The 15,328-nt window shown below is 74.2% G+C and carries 13 protein-coding genes; 2 read left to right on the top strand and 11 right to left on the bottom strand.

Going from position 1 to position 15,328, the window contains the following annotated elements; translation table 11 throughout:
* Positions 1-47: 47 nt before the first annotated feature.
* Both KUM42_RS02930 and KUM42_RS02925 read right to left on the bottom strand, forming a co-directional pair.
* The gene (locus tag KUM42_RS02930) at positions 48-1,016 is read right to left on the bottom strand and encodes a glutamate ABC transporter substrate-binding protein (RefSeq protein ID WP_237494829.1); all 969 of its coding nucleotides are present in this window, start codon (positions 1,014-1,016) and stop codon (positions 48-50) included.
* A gap of 126 nt (positions 1,017-1,142) precedes the next feature.
* Positions 1,143-1,871: an amino acid ABC transporter ATP-binding protein gene (locus tag KUM42_RS02925; protein ID WP_237494828.1), complete on the bottom strand. Its 729-nt coding sequence runs from the start codon at positions 1,869-1,871 to the stop codon at positions 1,143-1,145.
* A 120-nt stretch (positions 1,872-1,991) separates the two neighbouring features.
* On the opposite strand from KUM42_RS02925, the gene KUM42_RS02920 reads away from it, so the two are divergent.
* Positions 1,992-3,215 carry an ROK family transcriptional regulator gene (locus KUM42_RS02920; protein WP_237494827.1) on the top strand — a complete coding sequence of 408 codons (1,224 nt, stop codon included), beginning with the start codon at positions 1,992-1,994 and terminating at the stop codon, positions 3,213-3,215.
* Positions 3,212-3,991: an SDR family NAD(P)-dependent oxidoreductase gene (locus tag KUM42_RS02915; RefSeq protein ID WP_237494826.1), complete on the top strand. Its 780-nt coding sequence runs from the start codon at positions 3,212-3,214 to the stop codon at positions 3,989-3,991. The genes KUM42_RS02920 and KUM42_RS02915 overlap by 4 nt, the downstream gene beginning before the upstream one ends.
* A gap of 7 nt (positions 3,992-3,998) precedes the next feature.
* Here KUM42_RS02915 and KUM42_RS02910 read toward each other — a convergent pair whose 3' ends face one another.
* The 9 genes from KUM42_RS02910 to KUM42_RS02870 all read right to left on the bottom strand — a co-directional run bounded on the left by KUM42_RS02910 (position 3,999) and on the right by KUM42_RS02870 (position 15,291).
* Positions 3,999-4,676 (bottom strand): haloacid dehalogenase, encoded by a 678-nt coding sequence (locus KUM42_RS02910; RefSeq protein ID WP_237494825.1) that lies wholly within the window; start codon positions 4,674-4,676, stop codon positions 3,999-4,001.
* Positions 4,673-6,097, bottom strand: a complete 1,425-nt coding sequence (locus KUM42_RS02905; protein WP_237494824.1) for an amidase — start codon at positions 6,095-6,097, stop codon at positions 4,673-4,675. Before KUM42_RS02905 ends, KUM42_RS02910 begins: the two co-directional genes overlap by 4 nt.
* Positions 6,098-6,189: 92 nt before the next feature.
* Positions 6,190-6,705, bottom strand: coding sequence for a MarR family winged helix-turn-helix transcriptional regulator (locus KUM42_RS02900; protein WP_237494823.1), 516 nt, complete (start codon positions 6,703-6,705; stop codon positions 6,190-6,192).
* 53 nt (positions 6,706-6,758) lie between these two features.
* On the bottom strand, positions 6,759-7,598 hold the full coding sequence (locus tag KUM42_RS02895; protein ID WP_237494822.1) for an SDR family oxidoreductase: 840 nt from the start codon (positions 7,596-7,598) through the stop codon (positions 6,759-6,761).
* Positions 7,599-7,602: 4 nt separating this feature from the next.
* Positions 7,603-9,462, bottom strand: coding sequence for a hydantoinase B/oxoprolinase family protein (locus KUM42_RS02890; protein ID WP_237494821.1), 1,860 nt, complete (start codon positions 9,460-9,462; stop codon positions 7,603-7,605).
* Positions 9,459-11,543, bottom strand: coding sequence for a hydantoinase/oxoprolinase family protein (locus KUM42_RS02885; protein ID WP_237494820.1), 2,085 nt, complete (start codon positions 11,541-11,543; stop codon positions 9,459-9,461). The genes KUM42_RS02890 and KUM42_RS02885 overlap by 4 nt, the downstream gene beginning before the upstream one ends.
* A gap of 93 nt (positions 11,544-11,636) precedes the next feature.
* Entirely contained in the window at positions 11,637-12,341 is a 705-nt protein-coding gene (locus KUM42_RS02880) for a carbon monoxide dehydrogenase subunit G (protein WP_237494819.1), read from the bottom strand.
* The gene (gene cutA, locus KUM42_RS02875; RefSeq protein WP_237494818.1) at positions 12,338-14,752 is read right to left on the bottom strand and encodes an aerobic carbon-monoxide dehydrogenase large subunit; all 2,415 of its coding nucleotides are present in this window, start codon (positions 14,750-14,752) and stop codon (positions 12,338-12,340) included. Before cutA ends, KUM42_RS02880 begins: the two co-directional genes overlap by 4 nt.
* Entirely contained in the window at positions 14,749-15,291 is a 543-nt protein-coding gene (locus tag KUM42_RS02870) for a (2Fe-2S)-binding protein (protein ID WP_237494817.1), read from the bottom strand. Before KUM42_RS02870 ends, cutA begins: the two co-directional genes overlap by 4 nt.
* Positions 15,292-15,328: the final 37 nt, after the last annotated feature.

The raw sequence follows: 15,328 nt of genomic DNA, 5'->3' as shown, positions 1-15,328 counted from the left end.
GGACACGGCCCCGGCCCGGTCGTCGACCGGGCCGGGGCGTGCGGGGGTCAGGACCCGGGGACGGAACCGATCTCCGGCGGCGTCGGGGCCTCGCCCTGGACGACGGTGCCGAGGGAGTTCTGCCAGATCTTGGTCCAGGTGCCGTCGGCGTAGATCTGCTCGAGCCAGTCGTTGACGAACTGCTTCATCTGCGCGTCGTCGTGCTTGAGGCCGATGCCGTAGGGCTCGGAGGTGAAGGGGCTGCCCACCACGGTGATGTCCTTGTTGCTCACCGCGTCGCTGGCCAGCAGCGTGACGTCCTGGACGTAGGCGTCGCCGCGGCCCTGGGTCAGCGCCTGCACCGCCTGCGGGTCGGTGCCGAAGGTGATGATCTCGGCGTTGGGGGCCTTCTCCGGCACGGCGGTGACGGCCGGGGTGTTGGCCCCGACGATGACCTTCTTGCCGTCGAGGTCGTCCACGGTCTTGATGTCGGTGTTGCCGGTCTTGACCGCGATGGACAGCCCGGAGGAGAAGTACGGTCCGGCGAAGTCGACCTGCTCGGCCCGCTCCGGGGTGATCGTGTAGGTGTTGAAGACGACGTCGACGGTGCCGTTGGCCAGCAGCGCCTCGCGCGTCTCGGTCGCCGGCGGCACGATCTTCACCTTCGGCTCACCGAGGATGTAGGTGGCCAGCGCCTTGGCCATGTCGGCGTCGAAGCCGGTGACCTGGTCGGGGTTCGCCGGGTCCTGCTGGCTCAGCAGGGGGGCGTCGAGCGCCTCGGCCACGACCAGCTCGCCGCGCTGCTTGATCCGCTCCATGGTCGAGCCCGGCAGGATCGCGGCGACGTCGGCGACAGGGGCGCCGGCGAGCACGTCCTGGGCCGCAGCGGCGGCCGAGGACGGCGCAGCGCCGGGCACCGCGGAGGAGGCCGACTCCGAGCTGCCACCGCACCCGGTGAGTGCCAGGGCGAGCACGGTCGCGCCGATGGTGGGTCCCACCAGCGCACGGGGGCGCAGCCGGGAACGGGTCGTCGACATGGGGTTCCTCCTGTCCCGCCTGCGCGGGGTCGTGGGTCCTGTGGGGGTCGTGGGGTGGTGCGGGGTGCTGCCGGGGTGCGGGTGCGCCCCCGGGCGGTGCGGACCCGGTGCCTGGGCACCTCGGGCTCAGTGGGCGAGCACCTTGGACAGGAAGGAGCGGGCGCGTTCGGTGCGGGCGCCGGCGAAGAACTCCGCGGGCGTCGACTGCTCGACGATCTCCCCGGCGTCCATGAAGACGACCCGGTCGGCGACCCGGCGGGCGAAGCCCATCTCGTGGGTGACCACGACCATGGTCATGCCCTCGGCGGCGAGGCCGGCCATCACGTCGAGGACGCCGCTGACCAGCTCCGGGTCCAGGGCCGAGGTGGGCTCGTCGAAGAGCATCACCTTCGGCTCCATGGCCAGGGCTCGGGCGATGGCGGCGCGCTGCTGCTGCCCACCGGACAGCTGCGCGGGCAGCGCGTCGGCCTTGCCGGCCAGCCCCACCCGGTCCAGCAGCTCCAGGGCCCGGTCGCGGGCGACCTGCTTGGACAGCTTGCGGACGGCGACCGGCGCGAGCATGAGGTTGTCCAGCACGGTGCGGTGTCCGAAGAGGTTGAAGGACTGGAAGACCATGCCCACCTCGGAGCGCAGCCGGGCCAGCTCGCTGCCCTCCTCGGGCAGGGGGCGGCCGTCGATCTCGATCCGGCCGGAGTCGATCGTCTCCAGCCGGTTGAGGGTGCGGCACAGGGTCGACTTGCCCGAGCCCGAGGGGCCGACCACCACCACGACCTCGCGGGGCGCGACCTCCAGGTCGATGTCGCGCAGCACGTGCAGGTCGCCGAAGTGCTTGTTGACCCCGGAGACCGTGATCATCGCTGGCATCGTGTGTCGCTCCTCACCGGTCTCGCTCGGACGAGGCAGACATAAGTCCAATTTCTGGAGCATGTCAACGCAACACCGGGCAAAGTTCACAGAGCTGGTACAAAGTCCGCTGTGGCCACCGTCTCCTCCTGGACGCCCGACGGCCCCTCCTGGGCGCCGAGCGGACTGGTGGCGCCCGACTCGCCCGGGGCGGTGCTCCAGCTCGTCCGCACCGGGCACGTCTCCTCCCGCTCGGAGATCGCCCGGCTGACCGGCATCTCCGCCACGACCGCGGCCACCCGCGTCCAGGCGCTGCTCGACCACGGCTACCTCGAGGAGGCCGGGGAGGGCGTGTCCCACGGCGGGCGCCGTCCCCGCCAGGTGCGGCTGCGCAGCGCCGGCGGGGTGGTCGCCGCCGCCGACCTCGGTGGCTCGCACGCCGCGCTGGCGCTGTTCGACCTCGGGGGCCGGCTGCTGGCCGAGCGCTCGGCGTCGATCCGGGTGCAGGACGGCCCGGAGTCGGTGCTGGGCTGGGTGCACGGTCAGCTGGTGGAGATGCTCGCGGGCCTGGACGGGCCCGCGCCGCTGCACGCGGTGACGGTGGGGGTGCCCGGTCCGGTGGACGCCCAGGCCGGCCGGGTGGTCACCCCGGCCCGGATGCCCGGCTGGAACGGCGTCGACGTGCGCGCGCTGCTGGGGCGGCTGGTCGACGTCCCGGTGCTGGTGGAGAACGACGCCAACCTGATGGCGGTGGGGGAGTACGCCGCGACCCCGGAGCCGGGGCGCCACCTGGTGTTCCTCAAGGCCGGGTCGGGCATCGGCTGCGGGGTGGTCATCGACGGGCACCTGCACCGGGGGGCGCGCGGCGCCGCCGGCGACATCAGCCACGCCTCGGTCGGCACGCACTCCGACGTCCCGTGCTCCTGCGGCCGGATCGGCTGCCTGGACGCCGTGGCCAGCGGCGCCGCCCTCGCCCGCGACCTGGCCGCGGCCGGCCTGCCGGTCACCGACACCGCCGACGTGCTGCGGCTGGCCGCCGACGGCGAGCCGGTGTCCGCCCAGCTGCTCCGCTCCGCCGGGCGGGCCACCGGCGAGGTGCTGGCGAACGTGCTGAACTTCTTCAACCCCGACACCCTGGTGCTCGGCGGCCGGCTGAGCCAGGCCGAGCCGTGGGTCTCCGGCCTGCGCGCGGTCGTCTACGAGCGGTGCCTCCCGCTGGCCACCGACGCCCTGCAGGTCACCGTGACCCGCGCCGGGCCGCTGGCCGGCGTCATCGGCGGGGCGCACCTGGCGCTGGAGCACCTCTTCGAGCCCACCCGCGTGAACGCCGCCGTCGGCGCCGGTCCGGCCGCGTGAGCACGCCGGCACCGGTGGGCAGCTGGTTCGACCTCGGCGGACGGGTCGTGCTGGTCACCGGCGCCACCCGCGGCATCGGCCGCGAACTGGCCTTCCACCTCGCGGAGGCCGGGGGAGAGGTCGTGGCGACGGCGCGGACGCGAGAGGACGTCGCCGCGATCGAGGCCGAGGCCGCCGACCGCGGCCTGCCGGTCACCTCGGTGCTGCTCGACGTGCGGGACGTCGCCTCGATCGGTGCGGCCGTGGCCGAGGTCGTCGCCCGGCACGGCCGGATCGACGTGCTGGTCAACAACGCCGGGCTCGGCACCGCCCACCGCGCGCTCGACGTCACCGAGGACGACTTCGACGAGATGATGGCGGTGAACCTGCGGGGCGCCTTCTTCGTCAGCCAGGCGGTCGCCCGGGTCATGGTCCCGCGCGGCGGCGGCCGGATCGTGATGATCGGCTCGCAGGGCGGCCTGGTCGGGCTGCCCGACGCCGCGGTCTACTGCGCCAGCAAGGGCGGCCTCCACCAGCTGGGCAAGGTGCTGGCGCTGGAGTGGGCCGAGCACGGCATCACCGTCAACACGGTCGCGCCGACGTTCGTGCGCACGCCCGGCACCGCACCGCTGCTCGACGGCCCGGGGCTGCGGGACGAGGTGCTCGCCCGGATCCCGCTGGGGGTGCTGGGCACGCCCGCCGACGTCGCCGGCGCGGTGGTCTACCTGTCCGCGCCGGCCTCCCGGCTGGTCACCGGGACCGTCCTCGTGGTCGACGGCGGGTGGACCGCGCGCTGACCACCGGTCAGCGGGGCCGGGTCCCGAGCAGCGCGGCCACGCCGGCGAGGTCGTCGGCCTCCCGCCGGGGTGCCGGGCCGGCGGGGTCCAGCCGGTGCCCGGGCCGGCGCAGCCGGACCACCGGGACGCCGGCCTCCAGCGCCCCGCGGACGTCCCGCGCGGAGGTGGCCACGTGCACCAGCTCGCCGCCGGCCCGCTCCTGCGCCCGCCGGTAGAGCAGCGGGTCGGGCTTGTAGGCGCCCAGCCGCTGCGACGTCAGCACGCCGTCGTCGGCGACCAGGCCGGCCACCCGGGTCCGGGCGAACAGGTCGTCGTCGACGTTGGACAGCACGCCCACCCGGTGCGAGCGGGCGAGCGTGGCCAGCCCGTCGGGGACGTCGGGCCACAGCGGCCAGTCCCCGAGCGAGCCGAGCAGCTCCCCGGTGTCGGCGTCGGGGTCGCCGTCCAGCCCGAGTGCGGCGCAGGTGCCGGCCAGCGCCCGCCGGCAGTGCTCGGCGAAGGGGACCCAGTCGGCGAGCTCCCGTTGGGAGGCCTTGTTCCGGGCGTCCCAGTCGTCGTAGAGCTGCTCACCGGAGACGGGCCAGCCGCGGTCGGCGGCGAGCCGCCCGAGGGCGGCCGAGCCACCGGTGCGCGAGTCGATCAGCGCGCTGAACAGGTCGAGGGTGACCAGCGGGGCGGCGCTCACCCCAGCGGGGGGCGGCGCCGTCCGAAGCCGGTGGCCTGCTCGAACGCGTGCCCGACCTCCAGCACCCGCCGGTCACCCCGCGGCGGGCCGATGACCTGCAGGCCCACGGGCAGGCCGTCGGGGGTGAAGCCGCCGGGCACCGACAGCGCCGGGCAGCCGGTCGGGGTGATGATCGTGCAGGACCGCATCCACCCCAGGTAGTCCGCCTGGTGCTCACCGGCGATCTCGGTCGGGTACTCGACCTCGACCGGGAACGGCAGCACCTGCGTGGTGGGGGCGAGCAGCACGTCGTAGGAGTCGAACCAGGCCACGACGCGCTCGTACAGCCTGGTGTGGGCGAGCTCGGCGCGGCCCACGTCGGCGCCGGTCAGCTTCGCCCCGACCTCGACGTTCCAGCGGATCGACTCCTTGAACGACTCCGGCGTGCGGCGCACCCGCTCCCCGAAGGTCGCCTCGAACTGCCAGCTGCGCAGCACCTCGAACACCTGCTGGGCGTCGGTGAGGTCCGGGCACGCCTCGTCCACCCGGGCGCCGAGGTCCTCGAACACCCGGACCGAGGCCCCCAGGACCTCCAGGATGGCCGGGTCGACCGGGATGCGGCCGCCGAGGTCGGGCGCCCAGCCGATCCGCAGGCCGTCCAGGCGCTCGGGCAGCGGTGCCGCGAAGGGGGCGCCGTCGTCGGTCAGCGCGATCGGCACCCGCGGGTCGGGGCCGGCCAGGACGGACAGCTGCAGCGCCACGTCGGCGACGGTGCGGCCGAGCGGGCCCTGCACCTGCATCTGCGACCAGCCGATCGGCTGGGGGTGGGAGGGCACCCGTCCCGGCGTGGGCCGCAGACCGACGACGTTGTTGAAGGCCGCCGGGTTGCGCAGCGAGCCGCCCATGTCCCCGCCCTCGGCCAGGGGCACCAGGCCCGCGGCCAGCGAGGCCGCCGCCCCACCGGAGGAGCCGCCGGCGGACAGGCCGTGGCGCCAGGGGTTGTGGGTCACGCCGAAGACGGTGTTGAAGGTGTGCGAGCCCGCCGCGAACTCAGGGGTGTTGGTCTTCCCGACCCGGATCGCGCCGGCGGCCTTGAGCCGGGCGACCACGAGCTCGTCGTGGGCGGGCACGGTGTCGGCGTGCAACGGCGAGCCGAACGTCGTGCGCATCCCGCCGGTGAGGTGGGTGTCCTTGTGCGCCACCGGCAGGCCGTGCAGCGGGCCGACGGCCTCGCCGGCGGCCAGGGCGGCGTCCGCAGCGTCGGCTGCCGCCCGGGCGCCGGCGGCGTCCAGCGTCACGATCGCGTTGAGCCCGGGGTTGAGCTGCTCGATCCGCTCCAGGTGGGCGTCCAGCAGCTCACGCGCGGACACCTGCCGGTCGCGGAGGAGGGCGGCCAGCTCGGTCGCCGGTCGGGTGCACAGGTCGTCGTGGACTGCGGTCATCGTCGGCATCCCTGGTCGGTCGGCAGTGCCGGGCCCGGAGTGGCTCGCCAGGACACCTTAGCGCTGAGGTACCTGCCGGGGCGACCGTCGGTTCACGGTGCGGCGGGCGTGCGCCCCAGGGTGATGAGCAGCCGCCGCAGCAGGCCGGCGAGCTGCTGCTGGTCGTCGGTGCTCAGGCCGGACAGCAGCCGGCGCTCGGTCTCCAGGTGGTCGGGGAGCGCGGCGTCCAGGGCCTGCCCGCCGAGCTCGGTGAGCGTGACCAGCACCGCGCGGCCGTCGTCCTCGCTGGGCTCGCGGGAGATCAGGCCCTTCTCCTCCAGCCGGTCCAGCCGCTGGGTGATCGCGCCGGAGGTGACCAGCGCCGTGCGCATCAGCGCCGTCGGGGTCAGCTGGTAGGGCCGGCCCGCGCGGCGCAGCGCCGCCAGGACGTCGAAGGCGGCCGCGTCGAGACCGTGCCGGGCGAAGGTCTCCCGCTGGGCGAGGAAGACCTCGCGCTGGGCCTGGGTGACCCGGGCGATGACGCCCATGGGCGAGCAGTCCAGGTCCGGGCGCTCCCGCTCCCACTGCTGCAGGATCAGGTCCACCGCGTCCGCGTCCGCCTGCGCCATGGCGGTCATGGTAGCGACGCGGCGCCCGGGTCCCGCCCGCTCAGCGGAGGCGGTCACCGGCTGACCTGCAGGTCCGCGAGGTGCTGGGCCAGGGTGCGGGCCGGCCGGCCCAGCAGCGCCTCGAGCGCCCAGGGCGTGCCGGTGAACCCGTGCTCCCGGTACCAGTCGAACATCAGCCGGCGGCAGTGCGCGGCGTACTCCGCGACCGGGGGCACAGGTGTGTCGGGGACGACGTCCACCGCGGTGACCTCGCGGTCCAGCCGCCGGGCGAGCAGCCCGGCGATCGCCGGTGCGGTGAGCGGCTCGGGGCCGGCCACCTCGAACGTGCCGCCGTCCAGGCCGTCCTCGGTGAGCAGCACGGCCGCCACCTCGGCCACGTCCCGCAGGTCGACCAGCGACTGCCCGCGGGTGAGCCCCCACGGGCTCGGGAACCGCCCGGTCGCGGCGACGTCGGCCAGCCCCGCGTCGAGGTTGTCGGCGTAGGCGCAGGGACGCAGGACCCGCCAGGGCACGCCGCCGGCCACCACCGCCTCCTCGACCCGCTCCTTGGCGGCGTGGTGCGGCATGGCCCGCACCTGCGGGTGCAGCACGGACTGGTGGACGACCCGGCCCACGCCGGCCCGTTGGGCGGCCGCGAGCACCGCGAGGGAGCCCGACTCCTCCTGCGGGTCGAAGTTCGGCCAGATCAGGTGGACCGCCTGCGCCCCCGCCAGCCACGACGGCAGCCGGTCGACGTCCGTCAGGTCGGCCTGCACGACCTCCGCCCCGAGCGCCGTCAGCGCCGCCGAGGCGCGCGGGGACGACACCAGGGCGCGCACGGTGCAGCCGCGGGTGCGCAGCGCCCCGACCACGGCCAGCCCCGTGCGCCCCCCGGCGGCGGTGACGACGATCATCGGCTCAGAGGAAGTCGAACTCGTTGGCCGAGGCGCCACCGGACAGCAGCGCGTAGCCGGGACCGCGGTCGAAGAACGGCTCGACGTCGGGTCGGGCTCCCCGGACCTCGGCACGCAGCCGGTCGGTGGCGTCGGCGTCGACCGAGCCGTCCTCGCGCACCACCACGCCGTAGTCGCGGCGGGCGCCGTCGACGCTCACCTTGCGCCAGGCGATGTCCTGGAGCACCTCGTCGACCGGGCGCTCCAGCGGGTCGCCCCAGCCGCCGCCGCCCGTCGTCCGCACCCGGACGACGGTGCCGGCCCTGAGCGGCTCGGCGTCGGCGAGGGCGTCGACCTCGTGCTCGTCGGGCCCGCCGGGGTCGACGGTGATGGAGAACGGCCGGCCCGCCTTGCCGCCCTTGACGCCCCAGCAGGACAGGATCGAGCGGTCGGCGATGGACATGAAGTGGGCGTCGCGCAGCACCCGGATGTCCTTCTCGTAGCCGCAGCCCCCGCGGTACCGGCCCGGTCCGCCGGAGTCCTGCGCCAGCGCGAGCCGCTCGATCCGCAGCGGGAACCGGGACTCGGTGAACTCCGTCGGCAGGTTCCGGGAGTCCGGGACGACGTGGATCGTGTCCTCCCCGTCGGCGTAGTAGCGCCCGCCGGACCCACCGCCCAGCACCTCGCGCATCAGGTAGGGCTCGCCGTCGGCGTCGGTGCCGTAGACCCCGGTGTAGCGGATGGTCTCCTGGTCGGCGGGCATCCGGCCGCCGGTGGCCTTGGCCAGGACGCCGGCGAGCACCCCGAGCAGGCGCAGGATGACGAAGGTCCGCGCGTTGGTGGGTGCGGGGAAGACCGGCGTGAGCAGCGTGCCCTTCTCCGGGAAGCGCATCTCGATGAGCGGGACGACGCCCTCGTTGACGTCGAGCTGCGCCATCCGCTCCGGCGTCGCGGCGAGGTTGCGCAGGACCGGCGCCAGCCACTTCTTGAGGAAGTTGCCGTCGGCGTAGTCGCCGCAGTGGTTGATCGGGCCCTTGGCCTGCGGGCCGGTGCCGGTGAAGTCGATGACCAGCGGGACGTCGGCGGTCGAGTCCATGGTCAGCGTGATCCGCTGCCGGTGCAGCTGCGGCTCGTCGACGCCGTCGTGCTCGGCGTAGTCCTCCCACACGTAGGTGCCGTCGGGGATCTGGGACAGCACCTCCCGCCGGTACACCTCGGTCGAGCTGGTCAGGGTGGCCTCGAAGCAGGCCTCGATCGCCTCGACGCCGTAGCGGTCGAACAGCTCGCCGAGCCGCCGGGCGCCGGCCAGGCAGGCCGAGCACTCCGCGTCCAGGTCCGCGGCCAGCGAGTCCGGCATCCGCGAGTTGCGGGTCATGATCTTCAGGGCGCTCTCGTTGGGCACTCCGCGGTCCCACAGCTTGATCGGAGGGACCATCAGCCCCTCCTCGAACACGCTGGTCGCCGCCGACGGCATGGAGCCCGGCACCGCGCCGCCGATGTCGTCGTGGTGCCCGAAGGCCTGCACGAACGCCACGACGGTGGGCGCGCCGTCGACGTCGGCGAACACCGGGACCGTGACGCAGAGGTCGGGCAGGTGGCCGATCCCGCCCTCGGAGAGGTAGACGTCGTTGTGGAAGTACACGTCGCCCGGGGCCATGGTCGCGATCGGGTAGTCGCGCACCACCGGTTGCACGAGCGCGGAGTACGAGCGCCCGGTGAGCTTGCGCATCTGCCGGTCGTGGATGCCGGCCCGGAAGTCGTGGGCGTCCCGGATCATCGGCGAGCGGGAGGTGCGCCCGATCGACGTCTCCACCTCCTTCTCGATCGCCGCCAGCGTGCCCGCGACGATCTCGACGAGCACCGGGTCGGCCTGGGGCTTGCTCATCGCTGGGCCTCCTTGGTGAGCAGCAGGTTGCCGTGGGCGTCGACCGCGGCGGAGAAGCCGGGGTGCACCGGCACGGTCGAGCCGAACTCCTCGACGATCGCCGGGCCGGGGACCACGTCGCCGGGGGTCAGCGCCGTCCGGTCGTAGGTCGGGGTGTCGACCCAGTCGTCGAAGAAGACCCGGCGCCGTCCGGTGACCGCGCGGTCGGGACCGCCGTCCCCGGCGGGCAGCTCCACGACGTCGGGGCGGCGGATCGGGCCGATGCCGGTGACCCGCAGGTTCACCCACTCCACCGCCTGGCGCGGGTCGTCGGAGAAGTCGTAGCCGTAGAGCTGGCGGTGCGCGGCGTGGAAGGCCTGCGCCGTCTGCTCCGTCGCCTCCTCGTCCAGCTCGCCGTCGGGGACCGGCACCCGCACCTCGAACGCCTGACCGACGTAGCGCAGGTCGGCGTTGCGCTGCATCCGCTGGGCGGCCGGGCCGAAGCCCTCGCCCTCGAGCGCCGCAGCCGCCTGGGCCTCGAGGTCGACGTAGCCGGCCCGCAGCCGGTCCAGGTCCAGGTCGGTGTGCCGGGAGACCATCGTCTGCACGTAGTCGTTGCGGACGTCGACGGTGAGCAGCCCGAACGCGCTGACGTTGCCCGGGTTCGGGGGGACCAGCGTGCGCGGCAGGCCCAGGACGTCCATCAGCCGGCAGGCCAGCAGCGAGCCCGAGCCGCCGAACGTGGTGAGCGTGAAGTCGCGGACGTCGAGGCCCCGGGCCACGGTGACCTGCCGCAGCGCGTTGGCCTGGTTCCACGCCGAGATCTCCAGGATGCCGGTCGCGGCCTGCTCGACCGTGAGCCCGAGCGTGGTGCCGAGCGCCTCGAGCCCGGTGCGGGCGGCGTCGACCGACAGCGGGATCTCCCCGCCGAGCAGGTGTGGCGGGATCCGGCCGAGGACGACGTGGGCGTCGGTGACGGTGGGCTCCTCGCCCCCGTTGGCGTAGCAGATCGGGCCGGGGTCGGCGCCCGCGGACTTCGGTCCGACCTTGAGCGTGCCCTCCGGCGACAGCCAGGCGATCGACCCGCCACCGGCCCCGACGGTGACGACGTCGATCATCGGGATCTTGCTGGGGTAGTCGCCGACCGAGCCCTCGGTGGTGAGCGTGGGCTGGCCGTCGACGACCACCGTGACGTCGGTGGAGGTGCCCCCGCCGTCGCAGGTGAGCACCCGGTCGAACCCGGCGACCCCGGCGATCAGGGCCGCGCCCAGCGCCCCGGCGGCCGGCCCGGACAGCATCGTGGTGATCGGCTGGTGCACCACCTCGGCGGCCGACAGCACGCCCCCGTTGCTCTTCATCACGTAGAACGGCACCCCCGGCGCGAGCTCGTCGAGCCGGTGCCGGATGTTGCGCACGTAGGCGCCGACCCGCGGCTTCACCGCGGCGTCGACCAGCGTGGTCACCGAGCGCTCGTACTCGCGGTACTCGCGCAGCACCTCGCTGGAGATGGACACGACCGCGTCCGGGCACTCCTCGCGCAGGACCTCGAGCATGGCGCGCTCGTGGGCGTCGTCGGCGTAGGAGTGCAGGAAGCAGACGCCGATGGTCGTGATGCCGGCGTCGCGGAAGAACCGGGCGGCGGCGACGGCGTCCTCGCGGGAGAACGGGCGCACCTCGGCGCCGGAGACGTCGAGCCGGCCGCGCACCGTGCGCACCAGGTCCGCCGGCACGATCCGCGGCGGCTTGACCCAGAAGTAGCTGTTGCCGTAGCCGTCGGGCACCGACTGGCGGGCGATCTCCAGCACCGACTCGTAGCCCTCGGTGGTGATGAAGCCGATCCGGTCGAGCTTGCCCTCCAGCAGCTGGTTGGTCGCGACCGTCGTCCCGTGGCTCACCGCGGTGACGCTCGAGCCGTCCAGCCCCAACAGGTCCAGCACCTTGCGGACCCCGGTGAGGAACCCCTCGGCCGGGTCGGCCGGGGTCGAGGGCGTCTTGGTCGTGGCCGTGCGGCCGGTCTCCTCGTCCACGGCGACGACGTCGGTGAACGTCCCGCCGGTGTCGATGCCGATGCGGATCTGGCGGGCGCGGGCTGGTGTCCCCATGCAATTTACCTCAGCGTTGAGATGGTGTGGGCGGAAGGGTCCGGGAGGACGCCGGTCCGGTGCGGCGCCGGGGCGGCCGCACCGGACCGGGCGTCAGCGGCCGCGACCGAGGCGGGACCCGACCCAGACACCGAGCAGGGTCAGCAGGCCACCGCCGGCCACGCCGACCAGCAGCGGCCGTGCCTCGCCGGGCACCCACCCGCCCGAGGCCGCCACCGGCCGGGCCGACGGCGACCGCCGGGCCGGGGGAGCGGACGGGGACGACGGGGCCTGGGAGGCCGACTGCCCCTCGGCGCCGGTCGAGGACACCGCTGCTGCGCTCGCCACCGCCGACGGTGCCTCGGCGTCGTCCGACCGACCCGGGTTCGTGAGCTCCCCGTCGATCGCGGAGAAGAACTGCCCGGCCATCCGCTTGGCGACGCCGGAGATCATCCGCTGGCCGACCCCGGCGACCGCACCGCCGACGACGGCGTCCGCCGACCAGGTCAGCTCGGTGCCCTCGCCGGAGGGGGCCAGCCCGATCTGCACCGTCGCCCGCACCGATCCCGGGCCGCCGGACCCGCTGGCGTGCATGACGTAGGAGGAGGGCCGGTTCATGTCCGCGAGCCGGACCTCACCGGCGTAGGTGCCGCGGATGGCGCCCACCCCGGCCGAGACGGACATCGTGTAGCTGTCCTCGCCCACCTGGTCCAGGGAGAGGCAGCCGGGGATGGTGCGGGCCAGCACGGCCGGGTCGGTGATCACCGACCACACGTCCTCGGGTGGGGCACTGAGCACCGCACTGCCGTCGAGGTTCACGCGGGGACTCCTGTCGCAGTGGGGAGGCGGGGCACCTGTTCGCCGTCGGAGCGCATCAGGTCGTAGAGCTCGGTGGGGCTGATCGGCATCGCGGCGATCCGTCGGCCCACGGCGTCCTCGATGGCCGAGGCGATGGCGGCCGAGCCGGGGATCACCCCGGCCTCGCCGGCGCCCTTGATCCCCAGCGGGTTCAGCGGTGAGGGCGTCTCCTGGTGGTCGATGTCCACGTCGGGGACCTCGCTGGCGTAGGGCATGAGGAAGTCCATGAACGAGGCGTTCTGCAGCTGCCCGTCGCGGTCGTAGGCCATCCGCTCGTACAGCGCCCCGCCCACGCCCTGGGCCACCCCGCCCTGCACCTGGCCCTCGACGATCATCGGGTTGACCACGTTGCCGCAGTCGTGCACCACGGCGTACTGCACGACGTCGATCTCCCAGGTCGCCGGGTCGATCTCGACGACGGCCGCGTGGGCGCCGGCGGCGAACGTCGAGCGCAGCGGGGAGTAGTAGTCGGTGTACTCCAGGCCGGGGGAGTCCCCGACCGCGATCGGCGGCTTGGAGTCGTCGCCCGGCCCGGCGAACTGGGTGGCCTGCCGGGCCGCCTCGTCGAAGGCGTACCGCAGCGGGTTGGACAGCACGGCGACCGTGCGCAGCGGGATCGAGGCGCCCGGCGTCCCCTTGACCTGGACCAGGCCCTCGTCGATCTCCAGGTCGCCGGGGTCGGCCTCCAGCAGCTCCGCGGCGATGCGCAGCGCCTTCTCCCGCACCCCCTTGGCCGCCAGCGCGACCGCGTTGCCGCTGACCACCGCGGCCCGGGAGGCGAACGTGCCCACCGCGTAGCCGAAGCGCCGGGTGTCACCGGTGGTCACCTCGACGTCCTCCAGGGGCACGCCGAGCTCGGACGCCGCCAGCTGGGCGAACACCGTCTCGTGGCCCTGGCCCTGCGACGTCAGCCCGGTGGAGACCAGCACCTTGCCGCTGCCGAGCACCTCGACGTGCGCGCCCTCGTACGGCCCCGGGCCGGTGCCCTCGACGTACATCGCCATCCCGGCGCCCAGCAGCTTGCCCCGGGTGGCGGCCTCGGCCCGCCGCGCCTCGACGCCGGGCCAGTCGACCAGCGCCTCGAGCTTGTCGACCAGGCCGGGGTAGTTGCCGGAGTCGTAGACCAGCGGCCGGCCGTCCTGGAAGGTCATGCCCCAGTCGTAGGGGAACTGGTCGTTCTGGATCAGGTTGCGCCGCCGCACCTCCAGCCGGTCGAGCCCGCGCTCCTGGGCGATCCGGTCCATGGTGCGTTCCATGACGAAGGTGCCCTGCGGACGCCCGGCCCCGCGGTACGGGGTGACCAGCACGGTGTTCGTGTAGACGCTGTTGACCCGTGCCCGGTAGACCGGGATGTCATAGGGCCCGCACAGCTGGGTCGCGGTGTTGATCGGGACGATGATCCCGTAGTTCGTGTACGCGCCGTTGTCGTGCCAGACCAGGACGTCGAGGGCGGTGATGCGGCCGTCGTCGTCGTAGCCGACGGACACCTCCTGGCGCTGCTGCCGCTCGTGGGCGCTGGAGATGAAGTGCTCGCGGCGGTCCTCGACCCACTTCACCTCGTGACCGAGCTTGATGGCCGCCATCGGCACCAGCAGCTCCTCCGGCCACGGGTGCATGATCTTGACGCCGAACCCGCCGCCGACGTCGGGGGCGATGACCTCGACCTTCTCCAGCGACAGCTCCAGCTTCGCCGCGATCGCCGCGCGCACCGAGGTGGAGGCCTGGGTGCTGGAGTGCACCCGCAGCGCGGAGTCGTCGGCGTCCCAGCGGGCGTGCACGCCCTTGCCCTCCATCGGCATGGACGCGCTGCGCTCGAAGTACTGGGTGAAGCTCAGCGTGTGCACCGACGCCGCCAGGGCGGCCTCGACGTCGCCGCGTTCCTGGTGGTGCCGGGCGGCCACGTTGTCCGGGACGTCGGGGTGGACGGCGTGCACCGCGGCCTCGGCGGCGTCGACGCCGACCACCACGGGCAGCTCCTCGTACGTGACCTCGATCAGCGCAGCGGCGTCCTCGGCGACGTACCGGTCGACGGCCACCACCATGACCACGGCCTCGCCGACGTGGTGGGCGACGTCGCGGACGAGGGTGTACCCGGTGCGGGCGTGGGTGAGCTGCGGGTGCGGGATGAGCACCGGCAGCGGCTCGGCCATCGGGCCCGTGAGGTCCTCGTAGGTGTAGACCGCCAGCAGCCCGTCCACCTCGAGGGCCGCCGTGACGTCGATGTCGACCACCCGGGCGTGGGCGTACGGGCTGCGGACGAAGGCCGCGGCATAGGCGCCGGAGCCGATGTCGTCGAGGTAGCGGCCCTGGCCCACGATCAGCCGGGCGTCCTCCCGCCGGCGGACCGGCTCGCCGAACAGCTTCGTGGTCACCGGGTCGCCTCCGCGGCGGTGCGCATCTGCTCGGCGGCGTGCCGGCAGGCCTTCTTGATGTTGGCGTAGCCGGTGCAGCGGCAGAGGTTGCCGCCGACCAGCTCGTCGACCTCGTCCTCGGTGATCGGGACCGCGGGGTCCCGGGCGTCCAGGCCGGCGGCGATGGTGGTGAGGAAGCCCGGCGTGCAGTAGCCGCACTGCAGGGCGTGGCACTCCCGGAACGCCTCCTGGACCGGGTGGAGCACCTGCCCGCCCTGGTGGTCGGACCGGCTCAGCCCCTCGACCGTGGTGACCGCGGCGCCGTCGACCTGGACGGCGAGCACCAGGCAGGACCGCACCGGCGCGCCGTCGACCAGCACGGTGCAGGAGCCGCAGACGCCGTGCTCGCAGCCGGAGTGGGTGCCGGTCAGGCCGAGGTCGTGGCGCAGGGCGTCCGACAGCAGTCGCCGGACCGGGACGGTGACCTGCTGCGGGACGCCGTTCACCGTGACCGTGACGGTCCGTTCGGTGCTGGTGCTCCGTCCGGTGCTGGTGCTCATGGCCGGCCTCCTGGCTGGTCGGGTGGTGCGGTGGGGA

The sequence above is a fragment of the Modestobacter sp. L9-4 genome, assembly GCF_019112525.1.
Lineage (GTDB): Bacteria > Actinomycetota > Actinomycetes > Mycobacteriales > Geodermatophilaceae > Modestobacter.
This window is presented reverse-complemented; position numbering and strand designations above follow the sequence as displayed.